Source organism: Klebsiella sp. RHBSTW-00215 (assembly GCF_014103785.1).
Classification (GTDB): Bacteria; Pseudomonadota; Gammaproteobacteria; order Enterobacterales; family Enterobacteriaceae; genus Klebsiella.
Genome location: NZ_JABXQS010000001.1, coordinates 1,307,116 through 1,331,220 on the forward strand (window position 1 = coordinate 1,307,116; position 24,105 = coordinate 1,331,220).

The 24,105-nt window shown below is 54.0% G+C and carries 23 protein-coding genes, 1 tRNA gene and 1 pseudogene; 5 read left to right on the forward strand and 20 right to left on the reverse strand.

Annotated elements, in window-relative coordinates:
• Positions 1-4 precede the first annotated feature (4 nt).
• A complete protein-coding gene (locus HV127_RS06280; RefSeq protein WP_182235333.1) occupies positions 5-1,384 on the forward strand; it encodes a glycoside hydrolase in 1,380 nt (459 codons plus the stop codon).
• A 171-nt stretch (positions 1,385-1,555) separates the two neighbouring features.
• Here HV127_RS06280 and HV127_RS06285 read toward each other — a convergent pair whose 3' ends face one another.
• The 10 genes from HV127_RS06285 to HV127_RS06330 all read right to left on the reverse strand — a co-directional run bounded on the left by HV127_RS06285 (position 1,556) and on the right by HV127_RS06330 (position 12,798).
• Entirely contained in the window at positions 1,556-2,311 is a 756-nt protein-coding gene (locus HV127_RS06285) for an SIS domain-containing protein (RefSeq protein ID WP_182235334.1), read from the reverse strand.
• Between the two features lie 284 nt (positions 2,312-2,595).
• The gene (locus HV127_RS06290) at positions 2,596-3,270 is read right to left on the reverse strand and encodes a D-lyxose/D-mannose family sugar isomerase (protein WP_182235335.1); all 675 of its coding nucleotides are present in this window, start codon (positions 3,268-3,270) and stop codon (positions 2,596-2,598) included.
• Positions 3,271-3,334: 64 nt separating this feature from the next.
• On the reverse strand, positions 3,335-4,195 hold the full coding sequence (locus HV127_RS06295) for a ketose-bisphosphate aldolase (RefSeq protein ID WP_182235336.1): 861 nt from the start codon (positions 4,193-4,195) through the stop codon (positions 3,335-3,337).
• Between the two features lie 80 nt (positions 4,196-4,275).
• The gene (locus tag HV127_RS06300) at positions 4,276-5,127 is read right to left on the reverse strand and encodes a class II fructose-bisphosphate aldolase (protein ID WP_182235337.1); all 852 of its coding nucleotides are present in this window, start codon (positions 5,125-5,127) and stop codon (positions 4,276-4,278) included.
• Between the two features lie 10 nt (positions 5,128-5,137).
• On the reverse strand, positions 5,138-6,229 hold the full coding sequence (locus HV127_RS06305; protein ID WP_182235338.1) for a PTS fructose transporter subunit IIC: 1,092 nt from the start codon (positions 6,227-6,229) through the stop codon (positions 5,138-5,140).
• Positions 6,230-6,252: 23 nt separating this feature from the next.
• A complete protein-coding gene (locus HV127_RS06310) occupies positions 6,253-6,567 on the reverse strand; it encodes a fructose PTS transporter subunit IIB (protein ID WP_004126741.1) in 315 nt (104 codons plus the stop codon).
• A 21-nt stretch (positions 6,568-6,588) separates the two neighbouring features.
• Positions 6,589-7,059 carry a fructose PTS transporter subunit IIA gene (locus tag HV127_RS06315; protein ID WP_182235339.1) on the reverse strand — a complete coding sequence of 157 codons (471 nt, stop codon included), beginning with the start codon at positions 7,057-7,059 and terminating at the stop codon, positions 6,589-6,591.
• A gap of 10 nt (positions 7,060-7,069) precedes the next feature.
• Positions 7,070-8,635, reverse strand: a complete 1,566-nt coding sequence (locus HV127_RS06320) for a PRD domain-containing protein (RefSeq protein ID WP_182235340.1) — start codon at positions 8,633-8,635, stop codon at positions 7,070-7,072.
• 436 nt (positions 8,636-9,071) lie between these two features.
• Entirely contained in the window at positions 9,072-11,390 is a 2,319-nt protein-coding gene (gene yicI, locus HV127_RS06325) for an alpha-xylosidase (protein WP_182235341.1), read from the reverse strand.
• A gap of 13 nt (positions 11,391-11,403) precedes the next feature.
• Positions 11,404-12,798: a glycoside-pentoside-hexuronide family transporter gene (locus HV127_RS06330; protein ID WP_182235342.1), complete on the reverse strand. Its 1,395-nt coding sequence runs from the start codon at positions 12,796-12,798 to the stop codon at positions 11,404-11,406.
• A 294-nt stretch (positions 12,799-13,092) separates the two neighbouring features.
• On the opposite strand from HV127_RS06330, the gene HV127_RS06335 reads away from it, so the two are divergent.
• Positions 13,093-13,187 (forward strand) — tRNA-Sec (locus tag HV127_RS06335).
• A gap of 37 nt (positions 13,188-13,224) precedes the next feature.
• Here the strand turns inward: HV127_RS06335 and HV127_RS06340 are convergent.
• Complete coding sequence (locus HV127_RS06340; RefSeq protein ID WP_142464181.1) at positions 13,225-13,416, reverse strand: toxin-antitoxin system HicB family antitoxin; 192 nt, start codon at positions 13,414-13,416, stop codon at positions 13,225-13,227.
• A gap of 190 nt (positions 13,417-13,606) precedes the next feature.
• Between HV127_RS06340 and rhuM the strand changes: the two are divergent.
• Positions 13,607-14,052: pseudogene (gene rhuM, locus HV127_RS06345) on the forward strand (RhuM family protein); the annotation flags it as partial.
• Between the two features lie 60 nt (positions 14,053-14,112).
• Here rhuM and HV127_RS06350 read toward each other — a convergent pair.
• The 3 genes from HV127_RS06350 to HV127_RS06360 all read right to left on the reverse strand — a co-directional run bounded on the left by HV127_RS06350 (position 14,113) and on the right by HV127_RS06360 (position 16,912).
• Positions 14,113-14,694 (reverse strand): shikimate kinase, encoded by a 582-nt coding sequence (locus tag HV127_RS06350; protein ID WP_182235343.1) that lies wholly within the window; start codon positions 14,692-14,694, stop codon positions 14,113-14,115.
• A gap of 83 nt (positions 14,695-14,777) precedes the next feature.
• Complete coding sequence (locus tag HV127_RS06355; protein ID WP_182235344.1) at positions 14,778-16,019, reverse strand: O-antigen ligase family protein; 1,242 nt, start codon at positions 16,017-16,019, stop codon at positions 14,778-14,780.
• On the reverse strand, positions 16,007-16,912 hold the full coding sequence (locus HV127_RS06360) for a glycosyltransferase family 2 protein (RefSeq protein WP_182235345.1): 906 nt from the start codon (positions 16,910-16,912) through the stop codon (positions 16,007-16,009). The genes HV127_RS06355 and HV127_RS06360 overlap by 13 nt, the downstream gene beginning before the upstream one ends.
• 650 nt (positions 16,913-17,562) lie before the next feature.
• Between HV127_RS06360 and HV127_RS06365 the strand changes: the two genes are divergently transcribed.
• Positions 17,563-18,612, forward strand: a complete 1,050-nt coding sequence (locus HV127_RS06365; RefSeq protein ID WP_182235346.1) for an NAD(P)-dependent alcohol dehydrogenase — start codon at positions 17,563-17,565, stop codon at positions 18,610-18,612.
• Here HV127_RS06365 and HV127_RS06370 read toward each other — a convergent pair.
• On the reverse strand, positions 18,609-19,562 hold the full coding sequence (locus HV127_RS06370) for a helix-turn-helix domain-containing protein (protein WP_182235347.1): 954 nt from the start codon (positions 19,560-19,562) through the stop codon (positions 18,609-18,611). The two genes, HV127_RS06365 and HV127_RS06370, sit on opposite strands and share 4 nt — an antisense overlap.
• A gap of 14 nt (positions 19,563-19,576) precedes the next feature.
• Positions 19,577-20,356 carry an MBL fold metallo-hydrolase gene (locus HV127_RS06375; RefSeq protein WP_182235348.1) on the reverse strand — a complete coding sequence of 260 codons (780 nt, stop codon included), beginning with the start codon at positions 20,354-20,356 and terminating at the stop codon, positions 19,577-19,579.
• A 169-nt stretch (positions 20,357-20,525) separates the two neighbouring features.
• Here HV127_RS06375 and HV127_RS06380 point away from each other — a divergent pair, with 169 nt between their 5' ends.
• A complete protein-coding gene (locus tag HV127_RS06380; RefSeq protein ID WP_182240574.1) occupies positions 20,526-21,080 on the forward strand; it encodes an NUDIX hydrolase in 555 nt (184 codons plus the stop codon).
• On the opposite strand, the gene HV127_RS06385 is transcribed toward HV127_RS06380, so the two are convergent.
• The 4 genes from HV127_RS06385 to HV127_RS06400 form a co-directional block, all read right to left on the reverse strand.
• Positions 21,072-21,932 carry a DMT family transporter gene (locus tag HV127_RS06385; RefSeq protein ID WP_182235349.1) on the reverse strand — a complete coding sequence of 287 codons (861 nt, stop codon included), beginning with the start codon at positions 21,930-21,932 and terminating at the stop codon, positions 21,072-21,074. The genes HV127_RS06380 and HV127_RS06385 overlap by 9 nt on opposite strands.
• 24 nt (positions 21,933-21,956) lie before the next feature.
• A complete protein-coding gene (nlpA, locus tag HV127_RS06390; protein ID WP_182235350.1) occupies positions 21,957-22,766 on the reverse strand; it encodes a lipoprotein NlpA in 810 nt (269 codons plus the stop codon).
• 240 nt (positions 22,767-23,006) lie between these two features.
• The gene (locus HV127_RS06395) at positions 23,007-23,477 is read right to left on the reverse strand and encodes a nuclear transport factor 2 family protein (protein ID WP_110275929.1); all 471 of its coding nucleotides are present in this window, start codon (positions 23,475-23,477) and stop codon (positions 23,007-23,009) included.
• A complete protein-coding gene (locus HV127_RS06400) occupies positions 23,477-24,103 on the reverse strand; it encodes a pyridoxamine 5'-phosphate oxidase family protein (protein ID WP_182235351.1) in 627 nt (208 codons plus the stop codon). The genes HV127_RS06395 and HV127_RS06400 overlap by 1 nt, the downstream gene beginning before the upstream one ends.
• Positions 24,104-24,105: the final 2 nt, after the last annotated feature.

A 24,105-nucleotide genomic window follows, 5' to 3' on the forward strand; every position in this document is an offset into this window, starting at 1 on the left:
ATTTATGAAATTAACCGTATTAGGCGGGGGCGGCGTTCGCTCTGCATTCCTGGCAAAGTCTCTGGCATATAACGCGCACCGCATTGGTTTAAAGGAAGTGGTATTTCTCGACAGCTCTGCCGATAACCTGGCCGTATTTGGCGAAATCGCCCGCTATGTGTTTAATACCATTCGCCCGGATATTCACTTTAGCATTACCAGCGACCCGGTATCAGCGCTGAAAAAAAGCCACTATGTGATAACCACCTTGCGCGTAGGCGGCGATGAGAGCCGCATCCGCGACGAGCGGATTGCGCTGGAAAATAACACCCTCGGCCAGGAGACCACTGGCGCAGGCGGCTTTGCCATGGCAATGCGCTCGATTCCGGCGATTCTTAACTACTGCCGCCTGATTGAAGAGCACGCCGCTGAAGATGCCATTTTATTTAACTTCACCAATCCATCGGGGCTGGTGACCGAGGCGATTATCAAATCCGGCTTTAAGCGCCGGGTGTACGGCATCTGCGATGCACCATCGGAGCTTATCCGTGAGCTGCCGGATATCCTCGGCTGCGACGAGAACGACCTCGGCGTCGAGTGCTATGGGCTGAACCACTTCTCCTGGTTTACCCATTTCACCGTGCGCGGCGAAGATGTCACCGAGAGGCTGATCGCCAGCCCGGATTTATACCGCAAAACGGCGATGCAGTACTTTTCGCCGGAGCTGGTCCAGCTGTGTGATAAGCAGTTGCTTAATGAATATCTCTATTATTACTACTATCGTGAAGTGGCGTTAAAAGCGATTCAGAACGCGCAGGAAACCCGTGGCGAGCAGATTGCCCGCATCAATCACGATATGCGCGAAGAGCTGCGAACCATCGACGTAAAAGCCAACCCGGAAGCGGCGTTTACCATCTGGATGAAGCACTATTTACGCAGAGAAAACAGCTACATGCAGAACGAGTCGCAGCAGGAGAAATTCCACACCCGCGAACCGTTGACCTTAAAGCAGTTTATCGAGGAGCCGGATACCGGCGGCTATGCGGGCGTGGCGCTGGATATTCTGGAAGCCGTCAACAGCACTACCACCAAGCGCATCGTGGTATCGATGCCCAACAACGGCACGCTGGATTTCCTGCGCGCGGACGATGTGATTGAGATCAGCTGCGACCTGAGCAAAGACGGCCTGAAGCCGGTGACGCCGAAACATGTGCCAACGGCGCAGAAAAACATGATCGCCAACGTGAAAGAGTATGAGCGGCTGGCGGTGGCGGCCATTTTGCAGCGGGATAAATCCCTGGCGGTCCGGGCGCTGATGGCGCATCCGCTGGTTGGCTCTTATTCACTGGCGAAAACGTTGGTTGAAGCCTATCTCGATGATAAGCAGTTCGCCGACTGGCAATAAACGCCCGGCTAAATTCCCCGGATGGCGGCTAACGCCTTATCCGGGCTACGGGTTCACAGCCATCTGAGGTCCGGTAGCCCGGACAGGCGCGTCAAGCGCCGCCTCCGGGAAATGCGCCGGACCTGAGGCATCGGCGCTACTGCTTCCCGGTGGCGCTACTGTATGACCGGGCTACGGATTCACTGCCGTCTGCGGGCCAGCGCCGCCTCCGGGGATACCCGTTTGCATAAACCACATCTTCAGCAGCCGCTCAAAGCCGAGTATGCAATAACCGAAAAACGGGTTACTCCAGTAAATATCGTCATCGAACTTCTGCGGGTCGTGAATGATAAACGCCGTATCCGCTGCCTGCGCCAGCGGGCTTTGATAATCGCCGGTAAAGCAGACCAGATTAATCTCTTTCCCCTCCAGCGCCTTCACCCAGTTCAGCGCCGAACTACTGCGCCCGGATTTGGAAATAATCCAGATCGAATCAAATTTGGCGGCATTCTTCTGCTCGAGGATCTCGTAATCCGGCCACAGCGCCAGGCTGGCATTCACCCCGGTCACCAAAAATTTATTATAAATATACTGGGCGATCAGCTGCGAAAAGCCGCTGCCATGAATCAAAATGCGGTGATGTTGCAGGCTTTCCAGCAACGGCGTTATGCGCTCCACCGGCTGAATGCTCATATAGTCAATATCATTGGTCACATCGAGCTTGGGCATGGTGATATTGAATTTAATAAAATAGACCAGCTCCAGCCAGCCGCTGAATTTCAGCTTTTTCGCCAGCCGCACCAGCGAAGAGGGATTGCTATAACAGTGCTCCGCAACGGCGCGGACCCCCTCGCGAACGCATTGCTCAGGATCGTTCTGGATAAAGCGCAGCACGGTCATCTCGGTTTTGCTTAGCTTTACGTCACGAAAGATATTTTCTAAATCCATTCCGGGCTCCTCTCAGCGGCAAACTACGCTATCACCTGGCGGCAATAGTGTCTGTGGGATGAATCACCAGAATGAAATGAACGTTACTTTTTTCGATAAAATGGAATAAAAAAACCCTCTTGCGAAGAGGGTCATAGCTCAGCCAACACTATATCCTAAATAATTCGAGTTGCAGGAAGGCGGCAAGAGAACGAGTCCCCAGGAGCTTACTGAAGTAAGTGACTGGGGTGAGTGAGTGCAGCCAACGCACATGCAACTTGAAGTATGACGGGTATAACGGCTTATCAGCGCGGATACTCACTGCACAATAACCATTTTATCGGTTCATCTTCCTGAATGATTGGGAAGCGACCGCTGGCTTCCAGAAATCGGTTATCGCGTTTATCATCGTTGACCATCGATATTTCCCAACCCATCACCAACGCGTTTTCGGCCCAAAAACGGTGATAGAGCATGGGTGGCAAACAGACACCCTGCCCGGGTTTAAGCACCAGGGTATCGCCCGGTTTCAGCGTGCGCTGACAGCCATCAACCGCGACGCTCACGCTGCGCTGAGCATCCAGTTGCTCCTCCTCCGTCGCCCATGCCAGCTGCATGCAGAGGTGGCCGCCGCCGCGATTCAGAATGTCTTCCATCTTGTGATAGTGAAAATGCCATGGCGTTTGTTGATCCTGCTGAATCTGCAACATTTTCTCGGCATACGGTTTGGGGTAGCGCGCATCGGATAACGCGCCGTTGCGCAGGGTCAGCAGCGTCAGGCCGGTTTCATTAAAACAGCCGCTACCAAAATCGGTAATATCCCAGCCAAGCTGTAAATCACGCACTTCCTGCCACTCTTCCGCCCGCTTTTGTGACCAGAAATCGGCAGTAAACCCAGCGAACTCGGGCAAGCAGATGCGAAAGGTTTCGGCGATGGCATGGGCTTTATCAATCGCATAATTAATCTGTGAACGTTTCATTGTCGACTCCGCTTCAGCCGCAGAATGTGAATGTCGAGGCGGGTTATCCCGCCTCGTTGGGGTATTAATAGAGGCTGGCTTTGCCGGTTGAACCAAAGAGCTTCATTTTGTGGCGAATCACTTCCCGTGCAGCATTAATCGGTTCCGGGTAAATCACGTTCGGATCCCACCAGGTTTCTTTCGCCAGAATTTCGCGCGCTTTCAGGAAATAGGCATATTTCATGTCGCTGGAGATATTAATTTTGCCGACGCCAAGGGTCACGGACTCGGCAATTTCCGCATCCGGGTTAGCCGAGCCGCCGTGCAGCACCAGCGGAATCGACAGACGTCCGGCGATATCGCGCAGGATTTTCATTTGCAGTTCCGGCTGCATCCCTTTCGGGTAGATGCCGTGCGCGGTACCAATCGCCACCGCCAGCGTATCCACGCCGGTACGGGCGACGAAATCTTCCGCCTGGGCCGGGTCGGTATACGTGACCTTCGACACACCGCCTTCGACGGAAGTACCGGTCTGGCCGATAGTCCCCAGCTCCCCTTCAACCGACACACCCACCGCATGCGCCAACCGCACTACTTCGGTGGTCAGAGCCACGTTTTCTTCGTAAGGCAGCAACGAGCCATCGATCATCACCGACGTAAAGCCGCACTGAATAGCGCGCAGGACATGCTCGACCGATGCGCCATGATCCAGATGCAGAGTGAACGGCACGCGGCTGCGCATAGTGATATCCCGTACGTAGCTAAAAAACGCGTCGCCAACAAAATCATGCTCGCTGGGATGGATAGAAATAATCGCTGGGGTATTTGTTGCTTCCGCCTCTTCCACCACAGCGCGAATAAAACAGCTATCCGCCACGTTAAATGCGCCAATCGCAAAGCCATGTTCACGGGTCGGTTTAAGTAATTCTTTCATTGAAACTAACATCGTTATTCTCCAGTTTCAGGGTGTAGTAAGCCCTGCCAGGGCAGATATGCGCTGGCATAGAAGGCATTACTGAAATTTAATCAGGCTTTATTGATTGAGCCGGATGCATGTAAATAGGGGACGATGGCGTCAGCACTGGCCTGCTCCATCACCGATAGCGCGTCGGCCAGCTCGATGGAGCTGTCGTGGCACAGGGTATGCAGCAGCGCCGCTTTTCCGGCTTCAAACACCGCCGCCCCAACGTTTATTTTCGCGACGCCCAGCTCCGGGCAACGTTGCAGTTGATCGAACGGCGTGCCGCTCCCGCCGTGTAGCGCCAGCGGGACAGACGACACCCGCTGTAGCTGCGCCAGACGGTCGAAATCGAGCGCTGGCTTCACACCGGGGGCATACATGCCGTGCGCCGTCCCCACGGAGACCGCCAGCAGGTCGATCCCGGTCTGTTCGATAAAGGGGGCGACATCCTCCGGCTGGGTCATTAAATCGGCATTGGTGGCCTGGTCGTAGCGCGGCGCATCCGCCAGATGTCCCAGCTCGCCTTCCACGCACAGCCCAACGCTGGCGGCCAGCTCGGTCACCGCGCGGGTTTGACGGATGTTCTCCTCAAGCGCGAACGCTGAAGCATCAATCATCAGCCCGCTAAATCCGGCGCGGAAAGCCTGGCGAACCTTGATCGGGTCCTTACCGTGGTCAAGGCTCAGCGTGACGGGAACGCTCGCCTCTTCCGCCAGGACCCTGACTACCGCCGCTGCGCTAGAGGCCGGAAAGTGCGACAGGTGCCCCTGATACAGGTTGAGAATAATCGGCGCACGATATTTTTCCGCTACGCGCACCGCCGCGCGGGCGCTTTCCAGGTTCATGCAGTTAATCGCCAGCAGGGCATACCGTTCGCGCCAGGCTTTGGTCACCATACTTTTCATGTCGGAAAACATAGGGCCTCCTTTATTCGAGGGTAAAGGTGATCTCTTCGTCTTTGACTTTCTGGTCGCTCAGCTCATCGAACTCTTCATCACGCTCGGTCACCGGCTTTTTCCACAGAGACAGCATTACGCCGCAAATCACCGTGCCGATCCCAAGGGAGAGACAGAACAGCAGAGGATGGGTGAATAGCGGCACCACAAACATTCCACCGTGCGGCACCGGGCTCTCGACGCCCCAGGTCATGATCAGCCCACCGGCTACCGCCGACGCCACCACGCAGGATCCCACGACGCGCAGTAGATCGCGGGCGGCAATCGGGATCACCCCTTCGGTGATCATGCAGATCCCCATCGGGAAGGCGGCCTTCAGAGCTTCACGTTCGGCGCGGGTATATTTGTGCCGGGTCAGCAGGAACGAGAGGGTGATGCCGAACGGCGGGATTATCGAACCGACAAACTTCACCGCTTCCGGGCCGTAGACGCCGCTAACCAGCAGACCATCGGCAAACAGCGACATGGTTTTATTCACCGGGCCGCCGAAGTCAAAGGTCGCCATGGCGCCAAGAATGGCTCCCAGCAGGAAGCGCGAGCCGCCCTGCATCGACTCCAGCATGTGGATTAATGCTTCCTGAAGCCAGGCGATCGGCTTGCCAATCAAGGTCATCATCAGCAAACCGCTGATCACCGTGCTTAACACCGGCAGCACCATGATCGGCATCAGCCCCTGCATCGACTTCGGCAGCCGGATATAGTGCTTCAGCGCCAGCACCGTGTAGCCGACAAGGAAGCCGCCGAGCATACCGCCAATAAACCCGGTGTGAATTTGCCCGCAGACAAAACCGACAATCAAACCCGGCGCAAATCCAGGGCGGTCAGCGATGGAGTAGGCGATAGCAGCGCAGATCAAAGGTACAATCAGCCCCATGCCCCAGCCGCCAATTTGGTTTAACATCCACGGAATGGTGCCGGTTTTCTCACCAACGTTCGTCCCGCCAAGCACTTGCCCAAGCGCGATACAGATCCCAGCGGCGACGATCAGCGGTATCATCCATGAAATACCGGTTAATAAATGCTTCTTAATTTCCTGTGAGACGGGAATTTTATTCTCACTCATGGTAGATCCCTCCAGATTAAGGATCAGGCATTAGCCAGGGATTTTTCGACCTTTTCGATAAACTGAATCGGTGACTTAATAACCACTTCGGTTTTCACTCTGACAATCCGTTTATTTTTAAAACGTTCCTCACCTTTTATTTTCACGTCAATGGCAAGAATCACGACATCTGCGGCGTCAATATCTTCCGCCGCAAGTTCATTCTCGGTACCAATAGTCCCCTGCGTTTCAACTTTGACATTGTGACCCAGCGCTTTCGCGCCTTTAATGAGCTTCTCACGTGCAATATAAGTATGAGCAATCCCCGCGGTACAGGCGGCAACACAGACAATATTCATCTCGGACTCCGATAGTTATTGTTAGTAAGCATCCGATTCGGCATATTGACTAAACAAGTCAATAATCCTCTGCGGACTGGTTTCTTCGAGCAGTTGTTCAATAATGTCATCATCCGCCAGCGCCCCGGCGACCTGGGACAGCAGGCGAATATGGGTGGTATTTTGATCTTCCAGACGCACGGCGAATAAAATAATGCAGCGAACCTGGCTACCGTCCAGCGTTTCCCAGGCAATATCCTGCTGGGTGCGGCCAATAGCGAGGGTGGTATTAATAACAGCAGACGATTTTCCATGAGGGATCGCGATATGATTTTCAAACCCCGTTGAGCCTTCTGACTCACGCTGCCAGACATCCTGAATAAAGGTTTCACGGCAGCTTATCGCACCATCTTTTTGCAATAAATCGGTTAATTCCTCGATAGCTTCCGCTTTATTCGTGGCCTGCATATCTAACAAAACGCGTTTGGTGTTTAAAATCCTGGTTATGTCCATATTCTTTACCTCATGGATATAAAATTTCATTATCTACAGCAGAGATTGCCGCTTTATGTAATTTATCGGTGACGATTTTTTCCGTAACCCGCCGGATATCGGCATCATTAAAAAATGCGCTGACATAAACCACCGGCAGATTGATTTCCGGCAAATTTATCGTCGAAATAACCAGTTCAATATTATCCTGCGGTTGAAGGGTATGCAGGTTCCCCGCCGATACCACGCCGACAATAGTCCAGTCGGGGAATGCTCTTAGCACCCGGCTTTTCAACAGGTGCGAGGTGCCAATTCCCGTCGAACAGACCAGCAGAACGCGTTTGCTGGCGACCTGTCTTTCCATCGCGGCCTGGAAATGAACGGTTAAATAGCCAATCTCGTCGTCGGAAACCGCGTATTCTCCCCAGCCGCTGAAGACCTGATTCACCGCACGCTGGGTCAGCGGCCAGACATCCATTAGCTCACCTTTAATATCCTCAAGCAGAGGGTTGCGAATATAAATGCGAAAATTAAGGCGGTTAATCAGCGGTTTTATATGAATAAGCAGGCCATCATATAATGCGCTGTCGGTGGTTAAATCGATGTCAATCATGGCTGAAAAAGCGCTAATCAGACGGCTGGTCACCAGCCGGGCCTCGTCGCTCGAGTGCATGTAACGCGCCATACTGACATCATCACGCTCTTCAACCACCACGCCGGATGAGATGATGTATTGATAAATAAACCAGACTTCATCTTCCGGTAGCGAATGGACGATCCGCGCTTCAATTTTTTGCAGCATATTCTGCGCCACGCTGAAAACAGTCTCATCAAAGAGCTGATTTCCCTGTTCCCGGCGCGGTAAGGCATTCCCACGAGTAATGCGATACATCATGATCAGGATATGGGTGAAGATATTGACATAATACGGTTCACCTAACGACCAGCACAGCCTGCGCTCCATTTCCTGTAATAATGACTGAACAAATAAAACATCTTCCTCGCCAAAATAATGGACCAGCGCTTTATAGCTTCCTGAATCCAGGCGGGAATGGATAATACAGCCGGGTTCGTTGTGATTAATTACGCCGTTAATTAACGACGCCATCGCCTGGCGAACGCGGGTTTCACTACCTTCTATATGCGTGCCGCTCTGGCTGCGGATCAACGCTAAACCTAGCGGGGTGATCCATGATTCGATAATTTTCAGGTCATTAACGATAGAGGCGCTGCTAATAAAATAGCGCTCCGACAGTTTATTAATTGAGGTTTCCAGCGGCGTTTCGCTTAATAACTGCGAGGCGATTTTCACTCGCCGGGAGTTATTCATCATCACATCACTATCTTCGCCCTCATTACTGAGCAATTGGTCTAATTGCAGCAGGTCGGTGACATTATCAGCGATTAACATCACGCCAGTACCTGAGCGCTTATCGATAATAATTTTCCACTCAGAGAGCCACTGCTGTAAAAAACGTAAATCGCGCTGAACCGTTTTTTCTGAAACATTTAAATATTCAGCGATTTTCATTAACGTAACGTATTCTCTCCGGGGCAGGAGAAATTTCAATAATCTGTTCTGTCGTGAGGTAATCATTTACATTATTTACCCTTTTTGCATAGCAGATTAATGCCAGGCAGACATCGCGATACGACGCGAGCTCTACATAAATCATTGAGGATAAATATAAGGAGACAGGGAGTAAACAACAATACTAAATCGTGTCCGGACATCCGGACAGAAATAAAACGAAGAGGGGTATTAAGGAATAATTATAATTCAGATCACATTTCAGAAAGAAATATACGTGATAGCGATCTCAATTTACCGCAAGAATATACCAGGGGATATTTAATCGCCTTTAGCTTTAGTGCATCCCCGGAGGCGGCGCTTCACGCGCCTGTCCGGGCTACCAGCCCGCAGACGGCTGTGAACCCGTAGCCCGGTCAGCGCAGCGCCACCGGGAAGGATAAACTGAAACGGCTACGGGTCCGCAGATGGCTGCGAACCCGTGCTTCGGGATAGAAAAACCTTACAGCGTAATCGTCAGCGCGTTGCCCTGCGCGGTGACAACTGCGCCCAGCTCGCTGCCCGCCTGAGCGCCACCCTGCACGCCCGCAACCTGCGGGATATTGCGCAGACACAGCGTCCAGCCGCTGGCATCGCCTTCACCGCTAACGGTAATGGTGTTGCCCTGGCGTTTCGCCTTCAGCGTGAAGACCACCGAACCGTCCGCTGCCGGAACCTGGCAGACGGCTTCGCGGCCATCGTCGAGGTTGAACAGCTGGAAAGCGGTGCCTTCGTTCCACGCGTAGTCCGGCTTCTGGTCGTTGTTGCCCAGCGCCAGCAGGGTGTTATCACGCACGTAAACCGGCAGGCTCAGCACATCGTGATTCTGCTTATGCCAGCGGCTGCCCTGCACTTCGTCGTTACGCCACAAGTGCGTCCAGCGGCCTTCCGGCAGATAGAATTGCACATCGCCCGCTTCGCTAAACACCGGGGCGACCAGCACGGAATCACCCAGCATGTACTGACGATCCAGATAGTCACAGGCCGGGTCGTGCGGGAACTCCAGCATCATTGAACGCAGCATCGGCGTGCCGAACTCATTGGCCAGCGCCGCCTGACGATACAGATACGGCATCATGCGGCATTTCAGCTGCGTGAAGTGACGTACTACGTCGCAGGACTCGTCATCGTAAGCCCACGGCACACGATAGGATTTGCTACCGTGCAGACGGCTGTGGCTCGATAGCAGGCCGAAGGCGCACCAGCGCTTGTAGACGTGAGCAGGCGCGGTATTTTCGAAGCCGCCGATATCGTGGCTCCAGAAACCAAAGCCGGACATGCCGATCGACAGGCCGCCGCGCAGGCTTTCCGCCATCGATTCGTAGTTGGCGTAGCAGTCGCCGCCCCAGTGCACCGGGAACTGTTGCGCGCCCACCGAGGCGGAACGAGCGAACAGCACCGCTTCTTTCTCGCCAACGGTCTCTTTCAGCACGTTCCACACCAGCTCGTTATAGATGAAGGCGTAGTGGTTGTGCATTTTCTGCGGGTTGGAGCCGTCAAACCACTGCACGTCGGTCGGAATGCGTTCGCCGAAGTCGGTCTTGAAGCAGTCAACACCGATATCCACCAGGCCTTTCAGCTTGTTGGCATACCACTCGCAGGCTTCCGGATTAGTGAAGTCATAAATCGCCAGGCCCGGCTGCCATTTATCCCACTGCCACAGCGAACCGTCCGGACGTTTCAGCAGGTAGCCTTTCTCGTGCAGCTCTTTAAATACCGGCGAACGCTGGCCGATATACGGGTTGATCCACACGCAGACCTTCAGACCTTTATCTTTCAGACGCTTAATCATGCCTTCCGGGTCAGGGAACGTGACCGGATCCCACTCAAAATCGCACCACTGGAAGGCTTTCATCCAGAAGCAGTCGAAGTGGAACACGTGCAGCGGCAGATCGCGCTCCGCCATACCGTCAATAAAGCTGTTAACCGTCGCTTCGTCGTAGTTGGTGGTGAACGAGGTGGTCAGCCACAGACCGAAAGACCAGGCTGGCGGCAGCGCCGGACGTCCGGTGAACTGGGTATAGCGGTTCAGCACCTCTTTCGGGGTCGGGCCGTCGATCACGAAATATTCCAGATGCTCACCTTCGACGCTGAACTGCACCTTAGAGACTTTCTCGGAGCCGATTTCGAAAGAGACGCGCTCAGGATGATTAACCAGCACGCCGTAGCCGCGGTTAGTCAGATAGAACGGGATATTTTTGTACGACTGTTCGGTACTGGTACCGCCATCTTCGTTCCAGGTATCGACCGTCTGACCGTTGCGCACCAGTGCGGTAAAGCGCTCGCCGAGGCCGTAAACCGTGTCGCCGACGCCAAGATCCAGGCGCTCGAACATGTAGTTGCGATTAGTGTTCGTATCCTGCACATAGCCGTCGTTTTTCAGCTGGCTGCCGGTGATACGCACGCCGTCACGCAGGAAATCCAGCGACCAGAAGTCACCTTTGGTCACGCGGGCAGTCAGGTTACCACTCTTCAGCTCGGCAACTTCAGCGCCGTTCTGAATCTCTACCTTCACGTCTTTCAGGACGTTCAGCGGATAGTGCGGGCCGTTGTTCAGCGCACCCTGGAAGTGCTCCATGCGCACGCCAATCACCCCTTCCTGCGGGGAGAAGAAGCGCACGGTAAACAGCGGGGTATCCAGTTGAGCGGCACGCTCACGGACCTCGCGCGACGCGACATAGACCACCATTTCGTTACCCTGCTGCTCAACCTCGTACACCTGCACGGGTTGGATCAGATTGAGCCCTGGTTGGATAAGCCAGTTTCCATCACTGATTTTCATCAATAGCTTCCTCTTAGTTTTGCAATTCTTTGCCTGTCGGCGCTGAAGTGAAGTCGTGTTCGTTGCGACGCGCGCCCTGAGCCAGTTCCGCCATCATCTTTTTCAGGAACGGCGTTTTCAGGGTGTAGTAGCGTTTAGCGATAACCGCGCTCAGCAGGTAACAAGCCGCCGGAGCGAGGGTAAACAATGAGATGATGATGGTGATGGTGGCGCTGTTCTGGGTTGTGGCTGCGGCGTCGTAACCGCCACCCGCCAGCATCCAGCCAATCAGCGCGCCGCCCAGCGCCAGGCCCAGCTTGAGCACGAACAGAGTGCCCGCGAAGCTGATGCCGGTCAGGCGTTTGCCGTTGCACCATTCGCCGTAGTCGACGGTGTCGGACATCATCACCCACTGAATCGGCGTCACCAGTTGGTGCAGCACGCCAATCACGAAGATAAAGGCGAACATGGTGATTTCGGCGTCCATCGGTACGAAGAACATCGCCACGCTCAGCACTGCCAGGATGGCGTTGGTCCACCAAAAGACGCTGACTTTGCATTTCCAGTCGGTGAGCGGCTTCGCCAGCGCCGAGCCGATCAGGTTGCCGACGCAGTAGGTGGTCAGGAACACAGTAAACAGCGCAGCGGACCCCATGATCCAGGTGGTGTAATACATCATCGCGCCGCCGCGAACGCAGACCGCGAGAATGTTCAGAATGGTCAGCAAGCCAACCACGCGCCACTGATCGTTGCGCCAGATATCGCGCAGGTCTTCACGCATTGAGGTGGAGCTTGGCGGCGCTTCGACGCGTTCTTTGGTGGTGAAGAAGCAGAAGGCAAGCATCAGGAAAGCAATCACCGAGAGCACTGCGATGCCGCCCTGGAAGCCAAAAGCCTTGTCTTCGCCGCCGATAAAGTTCACCAACGGCATCATCAAGACGGTCGAGAGCATGCCGCCCGCCGTCGCCAGCACAAAGCGCCAGGACTGCAGGGAGATGCGCTGCGTCGGGTTGTCGGTAATGACGCCGCCCAGCGCGCAGTACGGGATATTGACCACGGTGTAGAGCAAGGTCAGCAGAGTGTAGGTGACCGCGGCGTAAATCAGCTTGCCGTTATGACTCAGGTCCGGCGTGCTGTAGGCCAGCACGCAGACGAGGCCGAACGGGATCGCGCCAAACAGTATCCACGGGCGGAATTTCCCCCAGCGGCTGCGGGTGCGGTCGGCCAGCAATCCCATGCACGGGTCGGATATCGCATCCAGCGCGCGGGCCAGCAGGAACATGGTGCCGACGTAGCCGGCAGGAATACCAAAAATATCGGTATAAAAAAACATCATATACAACATGACGTTATCAAAAATGATGTGGCTGGCGGCATCGCCCATGCCGTAGCCAATCTTCTCTTTGACGGACAAAATATGATTTTTCATAACAACACACTCATCTCTCAGCGATACCGCTTGTTGGTACCGGTTACAGAATTTGTAAACTATCTGCGCAGTAAGATGAATTGCGATATCTCATAATCAAATTACGTTTCTTGTTTTATGTGATCTCGGTAGCCTGTAAGAGTGTGTAAAAGTGTAAGCCACGGATTTTGCAAGGATTTGTTTAAGAAGGTTCTGTAAAGTCCAGTTTTAACAGTAAAAAAGTGCGTTGGGGTATGTGGTTAATGCAGGAAAGTAGCTATAATGCGCCCCGCCTCCATGTAGCAATCGAGGCGCGGAAGATCGTCATCTCCGGTGAGGTGGCTGGACTTCAAATCCAGTTGGGGCCGCCAGCGGTCCCGGGCAGGTTCAACTCCTGTGATCTTCCGCCAGTTCAGCATTTCTAACCATGTGAACTTATCCAGAAAATCAGCCCTTCGGTTCAATTCCTTTAGCTTTTAGCGCGCTTCTTGCCAGCTCTTTAAGCCAGCTTGCAAGACTCACTCCTTCTTCCGCTGCCACAGCATCCAACTGTTCCTTCAATGCCGGATCAATGCGCATTTTGAACTGCGGGGACTGACCGCCGCCCTTTGGCTTTTTTTCGCGCGATATGATTGACATGAGGCCACCTAAAAGTTCTTTGTATTGGTCATTAAAAGCGTTAACAGTACGCTTCAACTCGTCTGACGCCCGGAAATCTTCACTTTCTGGATGGCAGCTCCCAAATGACTCCAGGTTAATCGTCCGTCTAATGAAATTTGTGCTCTTCTGACATACTATGCGAGCCAAAGCAGGTTAACCCGGAGGCTATATGGCAAATGAACACTTAACGTCATCCCCAGCAGGTGAGTTCGTTATATTTGCCAGTGGTGATGGGAAAGTACGAGTTGAATGCCGCTTTGAAAGCGATACACTTTAGCTCTCACAGGCAATGATCTGCGAACTGTACGGCAAAGCAAAAGCCACCATCAGCGAGCATATAAAGAACATTTTTGAAGATGGAGAACTTGAGGTAAATTCAGTTGTTCGGTTTTGCCGAACAACTCCCAGTGATGGAAAAAATTATCAGGTTCAATACGTTAGTTTGCCGCTAATACTTGCCGTTTGCTATCGCGTTCGTTCCCCTCGCGGCATGCAGTTCCGCCAGTGGCAACCCAGACGCTCCAGGAATATCTGATCAAAGGTTTTGTGATGGACGATGAGCGGCTGAAGAATCCGTCCGTTGGTTCATCGGCTGTACCCGACTATTTCGATGAAGCAGCCCTGAGGATTCCGATCCTCACAAACTATTGTGCTCGCATTTCTGCCGGGCGGCGGCTAGCGCCTTGCCCGGTCTACGCGATCTGGGATTATCTGTAGGCCTGTGCAATCCGCAACCACTTTCTCTCCCACCCGCTCCGCGACCCTCTCCGGCTCCTCAGACGAAACCACCCAGCAATCGGCTAATCCACAATACTCCTTAAAACGCTGGCGGAACTTCGCCTCTTCTTTTTCTCTGACCAGGCCAAAACCGCGTGCCAGCTGGCGTTCAACCACAATGCGCATAGCGATATCGATATCTTCTGAAGGCAGCAGCAGTATGGAATACCCGGCCTGTCGCACAAGCTGCCGATTACTGGCAACAATCTCCGGGCAGACGTCAGTAGCAAGAAATCCCGAAGACAGCACCACCACTCGTTTTTCATCTGGGTTATCTGCCAGCAGGCGAGCGCATAGCGCGGCGTTCTCACGCACATAGCTTTCGTACCCATCACGCTGAATATATTCGCGGATATTTAAAATCTGCTCGCAAAACTGACTATCAAGATCGATAAGCCGATAACCCAGCGCCTGTGCCAGCAGCGCCCCAACAGTGCTTTTTCCCACCCCGCCGGGGCCAATCAGAAATAGCGTATTCATCTTTGGTTTCTCGCGTCCTTGTGACATTGTTTTTTCACCAGAATACGGCGATAGTAGCCGTTTTTTTGCGCAAGCCCATCTCTTCAGGCACGCTTCCCCGACAGCCCCACGCAGGCCGGAGCAGTATTGTCCTCTGTGATAACGGTGCTGAACGCCACCAGGATAATAAAGAAAGCGACAAATTCAGCGCTGATCAACAATACGTCCGTCAAGCCATAAACGAACATCGACAGCATAATAAAAAGCAGCAGCAGATTATTACGCCGAACGGCAAGCAGCGCGCCGCCAATATAGAACCCCAAAATCAGCGCCAGCCCAATCACACCCTGTAGCGAGAAGGTATCGATTATCTCGTTATGCAGATGGACGTTAATGTACATCATCGCGGTTTTATTCTCCGGATGATCCTGCACATAATCGGCGCTCAAGCGTTCGCGGCTCTCCATTGATTGCCCCAACGGTTTATGAACGCCGTTATAAATACCTACTGTCCACATTGAGAAGCGCGCGCCCAGTGACGTATCGTCATTACCGGTCTGGTAAGTCGAGATTTCATGTACCGTCTGGGTGATTTTCGGTTTGATATGAGCGTTGAAGTTGATACCCACAATACAGAGAACGACCACCGCTACGCCCAGCATCGGCTTGAGCTGAATCTTTTTGAAATTAAACAGCGTGAGCAGGAAGATCAGCACTGGATACAGCCCCATCGCCGCCCGCGTACCGGTGAAGATAATGTTCAGGTATGAGATAAGCATCACCGCAACAGCCAGTATATAGGCCGGTCTTTTGCGCAGTTGAAATAACGCATAGATAAATGCCAGCGACAGCGTTGAATAGATATAGGCGGCAACCGTAGGCCGATTAATCGCCATCTCAACCCGCGAAATACCCTGCCACTCCTGGATAAAGCCATATACAGTTGCCAGCAACAGGCTAATACCCACAACGATAAGGAAAATTTTCTTCAGGGCGTTGCGGCGAAGATGATGTTTAAAGCTATCCAGATACAGCACCAGGATGCTGCCGAGTAGCAGCTTTTTACCACCGAGAAAGTGATCGTTATAGTGATTGATATGGCCGTGCTTCACCTCGTAAAAGAGAAACCACAGCATCTCCATCGCCCCAACGATCAGCGGTAGAAAGGCGACCTTCAGGCGTATTTTTCCGAGATTTTTCCGCTCCAGAAATAGCCCCATTACACTGGCATATATCGCCAGATAGAAAAACACTCGCTGCTGGGCAGAGTCCAGTAGCAGGAATAATAGCGATATCGCCGCCAGTATTATCGTTAGCGTATAGATATTGCGGTTTATCTTTTCCATAATGCCTGAATAGCCTTTTTCTTATAACTTAATCTCACGTCAGGAGACATAAAAAACCCCGGAGATAAGGTTGATTTTATTTTTTCTTCAACAATGCTGATTTGTTCATGAGTTAACAACTGAGTATGTTTCAGATAAATATCCAACCAATGGCAACATACCAGCCAATGAAATGAAGAGGGAAACACTCTCTCCATTCTTTTTGTGCAGTTAATTAAATGGCGGATTTTTGTTTTATCCAGCACGCTGGAGAGGCTATTTGCCCGTTTGACGTAGTGATAATGCCCCTCTTTCTGGAACCAGATATTCTGCGAATGCATCAGAAAAGCAGGAAAAACGGCAAAGTCTTCATAGCAGGTCATTGATGGAATCGGCGCACAAAGATAGATATCCTTGCGAATAAACTGACCGATTAAATGCGCCTGAAAGTCTTTATGGATCAGAAAACGACGCACGGCCTCATTCTGCGGTAGCTTAACCGGCGAAAAGCCCGCCCAGTTGCTATTGATGGCGCTGAGGTTGCGGGTTTCAATCAGGTGCGTCAGCAGCAAATCGGGCCGATGCTGTTTAAGAAATACCACCGCATCGCGCAAGCTTCGCGGCTTGAGCAGATCGTCACCATCAACCATGGTGATATATTCACCACGGGCCATCTGCACCGCAATATTTCTGACTCTACCGACATTTTTCAGTTGAACTTCTCTTATCTGAACCGAAGAAAACGTCTCTGCATAACGCTCAATAATCTGCTGCGTCTTGTCATAAGAGCTGTCATTAAGCACAATGACTTCAACATCCTTTTCAAAATCAATGGCCTTTTTCACACTTTCCAGCGTCTCAGCAAGCGTTAGCTCACAATTATGCGCTGTGATAATAATGCTCAAAAAGGGCATGGGCACTCCCGTTGAATAGTCTGGCTTTATCGTTTTTGAGGGAAGCGGAGAAATAGAGCTTAGAAATAAGCGACCGATTCTATTCTTACTACCAATGATTCAACGCAGAAAGGAGTAACAAAGCGTAAAAAGAAGGATAAAAAACCGCGAGAAAACAACAATCATTCATAACAAATTATAAAAGCACGAATATACAACAACATAACAAACCAATACATTCACATCACAAGTTAATAAATAAAAATCAATCAGACTCAACAATTTGTTATACTGTAAAAGCGTTTTTTAAAATATTGATTAAGCGCTACACCACTTCTATTTATGGGCAATAAAAAAGTCCACAAGCCTTCAGGCAAACAGGTCTTGCGTATTTTCTCATTTGGAATAATGATAATTATTTCTTTTTATCAGTAACGAAACTCTTTACCAAAAGACACGATTCGTTACTTATTGCAGATCTGATTAAGTTTAAAAATCAGCCCGCACTATATTAATAACTAACGAAATCCCCTCTCGCCTCAGCAGCTCTTTAACCCTTTGAGCTTTCCCCCTCCCATCCCGCTTCAACCAGGCTACGCTTAACGCTACCGCGCAAAAAACGTTCTCCCCCTCCGTTTTATTCAACTCCGTTACACAGAAGAGGTTTTGCTATGCAGATCAACGCTATTGGTACGAACTCCGCCAGCCAGCCGCTGGGCGCTATGGCCATCACCCGCCGTGAACCGGGGCCGGATGATGTGCAGATCGCCATTGATTATTGCGGCGTCTGCCACTCCGATTTACACCAGGCGCGCTCCGAATGGGCCGGAACGCTCTACCCCTGCGTGCCGGGCCATGAAATCGTTGGCCGGGTGACCGCCGTGGGCAACCGGGTCTCCGGCTATGCCGTTGGCGATCTGGTGGGCGTCGGCTGCATGGTCGATAGCTGTAAAGCGTGCGAGGAGTGCCAGGACGGGCTGGAAAACTACTGTGACCACATGGTGCTCACCTACAACGGCCCAACGCAGGATGACCCCGGCCACACCCTGGGGGGTTACTCCCAGCAAATCGTCGTCCATCAGCGCTACGTGCTGCGCGTGCGCCATCCTAAAGCGCAACTGGCCGCCGTCGCGCCGCTGCTGTGCGCGGGTATCACCACCTACTCGCCGCTGCGCCACTGGAACGTCGGACCGGGCAAAAAAGTGGGCGTTGTCGGGATCGGCGGGCTGGGGCATATGGGGATCAAGTTGGCCCACGCCATGGGCGCCCACGTGGTGGCATTCACCACCTCAGAATCCAAGCGTGATGCGGCGCGAGAGCTGGGCGCGGATGAGGTCGTAGTGTCGCGCAACGAGGACGAGATGGCGGCGCACGTGAAAAGCTTCGACTTTATTCTCAACACCGTGGCGGCACCGCACAATCTCGATGCCTTCACCACGCTGCTTAAACGCGACGGCACGCTAACCCTAGTGGGCGCGCCCGCCACGCCGCATCCGTCTCCGGAAGTGTTTAACCTGATCTTCCGTCGCCGGTCGATTGCCGGGTCGATGATCGGCGGCATTCCTGAAACCCAGGATATGCTCGATTTTTGCGCCGAGCACGGTATCGTCGCCGATATTGAGCTGATTCGCGGCGATCAGATTAACGAAGCCTGGGAGAGAATGGTCAAAGGCGACGTGAAATATCGTTTCGTGATCGACAGCGCTACTCTCGGCGGCTAAGCGCCACGGCGAAAGGTACGCCGCCACTCCGCCGGGCTGACGCCAAAGCGCGATTTAAACTGCTGGCGATAAGTCACGGCGGAGAGATAGCCCACTTCCTCTGCCACCTGTTCAATCGGTAAATCCCCGGCCTCCAACAGAAGCTGGCTGCGTCGCAGGCGTTCGGCGGAAAGCCAGTCGGCAATACTCATACCGGTCGCTTTGGCGAAATGGCGGGTCAGGGTGCGGCGGCTCATTGCCGCCACCTGCGCCAGCAAATCAAGATTATGTGGTTCGCGGATATGCTGCTGGAGATACTCAAGCAGGCCGTTAATCCGCGCGTCGCGGGTGTTTTTCGGCACTGGCTGAGCAATAAACTGCGCCTGCCCGCCCTCGCGGTGCGGCGGGACGATCATCCGCCGGGCAATCTGATTGGCGGCAAGGCTGCCGAAACGCTGGCGGATGATATACAGGCAGCAGTCGAGCGCTGCCGCGGTACCCGCCGAGGTAATAATGCGCTGGTCATCGACGTACAGCGCATTGATATCCAGCTGCACCTGCGGAAACAGACGCTGAAAATCCTGCTCGAACTCCCAGTGGGTCGCAGCCCGCTTGCCGTCAAGCAGCCCGGCATAGCCCAGCACAAATGCCCCGAGGCACAGGCCGACGATTTCCGCACCGTTATTACGCGCCCGCACCAGGCTGTCGAGCAGCGACTGCGTTGGACGTTGGTTCACCGCGCTCCAGTAAGGCACCACCACAATATCCGCCTGTTCAAGGGTCGCGAAGTCGCCGCTGGCGTTTAGCGCAAAGCCATCGCGCGCGGTTAATAGCCCCGGTCGTTCGGCGCAAATATGCAGATTAAAGCGTTTGGTTTCCGAGACCGTATCGCCAAACAGCATACAGGGCACCGAGTAGTGGAATGGGCTAAACCCGTCCACCGCCACAATCGCCACTTCCGTGAGTTTCATCGCCCGCTCCGGCATTAAAAGACCAACGTTTCCCCATCCTGCGGGATGCTGACCGCATCGGCAATCTGATTGTCGGCCACGTACTGACGCAGCTCATCGCGGCTCAGCAGGCAGTGGTTTACCGCTTCCATATGACTTGCGACAATTTTGGCTTCCGGCAGGGTGAAATGCGCCTTCAGCACATCTTCTTTGCCCATAATGATCGGCCCAAAACCGATAACGTGAGCATATCCGGCATTTAGCACCACCACGTCCGGCTGTAGTCTGACCATATCGGCTTCTACTTCATCGCGCCAGATGGTATCACCCACCAGCCACAGGGTTTTCTCCTGCGGATGACGCAGCACCACGCCGCAGGCTTCGCCCAGACGTTCGGCCATCGCCGCAACCGCATAAGTGCGGTCGCTACCGTGCTGGCCAGAAGTGGTTTTCACCAGGGCAACATCGGCAAACGCGCTGTCCTCAGAGAGCAGACGAATATCACTGAACCCTTGTCCGCGCAGCAACTGAGCATCGGCCTCATGCTGAATATAGATCGGCAGCGTTTTGGGGATCGCGGCGATCGCCGCCTCGTCCCAGTGATCTTCATGGGTGTGGGTGACGATAACGGCATCAACATCAACAATCTTTTCAACAGAGAAAGGTAGCGCCACCAGCGGGTTGCGCAACTCACTGCGCGCGGTTCCGGCGAAGCCTGCCCAGGCACCTTTGTCAGAAAGCATGGGGTCAATAAGAAATTTTTTACCAGCATATTCAATAATCTGTGTGGCATTACGGATGTGGGTTATTTTCATGATGCTCATTCCTCTTTGCGGTTATCTGGCGAACATCGTACGTGCCACAAGCCTGGCGCAATATGGGCGTTTGGGCAATGATCGATGGGATTGGGCCAATCTACAGTGGTTGCCATCCGCTCCCGGCTATGGTGTGCTGAACGCTCAATTTTCAGGAAGAGTGGCTACGATGAAGAAGAAGTTAACCGCCGCCGATATGCACGACGCCGAGGTTATGGCGGACACCCCGTGGTTCAGCATGCGCAAGGTCGGCATTGATATGGCCCCCGGCGATCGGCGGGATTTTTACTCCATCCACTACCCGCGACCCGCTGTGGGGATTGTGGCGATGCAGGATGACAAAGTGCTGCTAATCCGCCACTACCGTTATCTAATAGACCAGGTCGTATGGGCCGTTCCTTCGGGCGGCGTTGATGAAGGGGAAGATCCGCGCGAGGCGGCCCTGCGTGAACTACGGGAAGAGACCGGCTGGCAGGCGAAAAATGCCGAAGAAATCATCCGCTATAACCCTTCCTATGGCAGCAGTGACCAGCTGTTTATCACCTGGCTTGCCAGTGATTTAACCTGGGTGGGGATGGATGAAGATCAGGATGAGGTGATGGAAACCGGCTGGTTTACCCTCGAAGAGATTGGCCAGCTGATAGCCCGCGGCGAGATGCCGGACGGGCTATCGCTGGTGCCGCTGCTGCATCTGATGGCGCAGCGGCGGACCGGTTTAGCGTAGCGGTTTCAGCATCCGCCAGCGAAACCACAGCTGGGCGACGAGGATCAGCACGCCGCCGATAATCTTCTGCAACGGCAGCTGTTCGCCGTACCACAGCGCGGCGGCAATCACCGTCAACAGCGGCTCAAGGACCATAATAATTGCCGCGCTGGCAACCGCTGCGTACTTCTGCCCCTTCATTTGCAGGCCGAAGCGCAGGCTGGTCGCGATGACAATGCTGGCGAGCAGCCAGCCGAAGGTCGGCAGGGTAAACGGCTGATCCCAGGTCTCGACGGCGGCGGAAATCCCCAGTCCGACAATCCCGGTGATGCCTAGCTGCACGGTAGTTAGCGGGATCAGCGGCACCTCGCGGGCGCAGTTGCTGGTGTAGCAAAACCAGATTGATTGCACCAGCGCGGTCAGCAGAAACCAGCCCTGACTGGGGTGAAACTCAATCGGCATATGCAGGCTGAGCAAACCGAGGCCGACAATGGCAATCGGCAGGCACTCCCAGTAGGCCCGCGCCGGACGCGCCTTCATCATCGCCCACGCGGTAAGCGGCACGAACAGCATCGACAGGCTCATAATAAACGCCCCTTCGCCCAGCGACGGAGTTGTCGATACCGAGTAGATCCACAGGCACAGGTTTAACGCAAACCACAGGCCGCTGATAATAATGCGCGGCCAGTACTGCTTGTCGACGCGAAACCCGCGACAGAACGGCAGCAACAGCAGCGCGGCGAAGAAAAAGCGCAGGCCGAGGAAGGCGAAAACCGGCATGCCGGCAATCGCTTCACGGGAAAAAATCCATCCGCAGGCGGCGATAACCGTCGCGGCTATTAGCAGCAAATCTGCCTGGCGTTGCCGGGTCATCGCCACATCTCCTTGTGTCAATAATTACCAGCCGGGAACCGCGCCGCCGTTGAAGATAGTCTCTGCCGCCTTTGCCACTTCCGGCGACTGGTAGGACTGCATAAACTCTTTTACGTTTTCCGCGTCTTTGTTGTCTTCGCGGGTCACGATAATGTTCACATACGGCGAGTTTTTGTCTTCGATAAAGATGCCGTCGCGCACCGGCGTTAACCCGGTCTGTTGGAGGTAAGTCGTGCTGATGATCGCCACATCGACTTGCGGGTCGTCAATCACGCGCGGTAGCTGCGCCCCTTCCAGCTCCATAATTTTCAGGTTATGCGGGTTGTCGGTGATATCGACCGCTGTCGGCAGCAGGCCGGTGCCCGCCTTGAGCGTAATCAGCTTCTCCTGCTGGAGTAGAAGCAGCGCGCGGCCCAGGTTGGTCGGGTCGTTAGGAATGGCGATGGTCGCGCCGTCTTTCAGCTCGGCGACGGATTTAACTTTGCGCGAATAGCCCGCCATCGGGAAGACGAAGGTATTACCAACCGCCACCAGGCGATAGTTGTGGGCTTTGTTATCCTGGGCGAGGAACGGGCGGTGCTGGAAGACGTTCGCGTCCAGATCCCCGGCGTTAGTGGATTCGTTGGGCAGCAGCGAGCCGCTAAAGCCCACCAGCTCAACGTCGAGGCCATATTTCTCTTTGGCTACTTTCTTCGCCACTTCTGCTACATCCTGTTCCGCGCCGTTAATCACGCCAACTTTAATGTGTTTGGCATCGCTGCCCTTCTGGTCGCAGCCCGCCAGCAGCAGGCCCGCCAGCACCACGGCGGCGGCTGCCCGTAAACGCAATTTCATTGTTATTACCCCGTCAGTCCATAGAGAATCGTTATTATTTTTTCGTCTGAAACTATAACGACTTTGGGGTGAGGTTTTAAACGCAAAAACGGCAACTGGAAATAAAATCATCTTCCCCCTTTCTCCCGGGAGCAGCGCGATGCGCCTGCCCGGGCTACGGGTTCACCGTCGGCTGCGATCGAGTAGCCCGGACAGGTGCGCAGCGCCGCCTCCGGGGATCTCTAGAGCGGGGGACGCACCTTACAGCCCCAGTTCACTCAATCCCGGGTGATCGTCCGGGCGACGGCCCTGGGGCCAGTGGAACAGGCGCTCGCTCTCGGCAATCGGCAGGTCGTTGATGCAGGCGTAGCGCGTGTGCATCAGGCCGCGTTCATCAAACTCCCAGTTCTCATTGCCGTAGGAGCGAAACCAGTTGCCGCTGTCATCGTGCCACTCATAGGCGAAGCGCACCGCAATACGATTGTCGCTCCACGCCCACAGTTCCTTAATCAGACGGTATTCCTGCTCTTTACGCCATTTTCGCTGCAAAAAGTCGATAATTTGCGTCCTGCCGTGCACAAACTCGCTGCGATTACGCCATTCGCTATCGACGGTGTAGGCCAGCGCGACCTTTCCGGCATCGCGGCTGTTCCAGCCATCTTCGGCGGCCCGCACTTTTTGCGCGGCGCTCTCGCGGGTAAACGGCGGCAGCGGTGGGCGTTGTTCGGTCATCATTGTTCTCCTGTATGAATAAGCTGTTGCAGGCGCTGGTTTTCCCGCTCCAGATCGTCAATACGCTGTTGCAGCGTCTGGCTATACTCCGCCACCTGCTGGGCGGTGTAGCGCGGGGTAATATGCTGAGGGCAGTTCCAGTCAAAGGCCTGTAAATGAAAGCGAAAAATGCGCTCGATTCTGGCCCGGTAGTTCTCCGGCGTAACCCGCGCCAATAGTTCCGAGTCGCTCTCCGCTGCCACGACTTCTACGGTGGCGTAGATTTTCAGCCTGGCACGGCGCGGGTAATCCATCAAAAACAGACACGCCCGGTCGCTACCGCGCAGGTTGCCGGTGGTGATGTACTGGCGATTTCCAGAGAAATCCGCCATCGCCAGAGTGGTCCCATCCAGCAGATGCAGGAAACCCACCGGGCCGCCGCGATGCTGAATATAGGGCCAGCCGGTTTGCGAAATCGTCGCCAGGTAGAAGCTATCGCGGGTGGCGATCATCCCCTCTTCGCTGTCGCTGAAGCGCTCGCCTCTACGCGGGCGATGCGGCGACTGCCACATCCCATCGCTGCCCATCTCATGCTGAACATCCATCACGTTAGGGGTCATGGCGATATCAAGAAAGTCTGCTGACATAA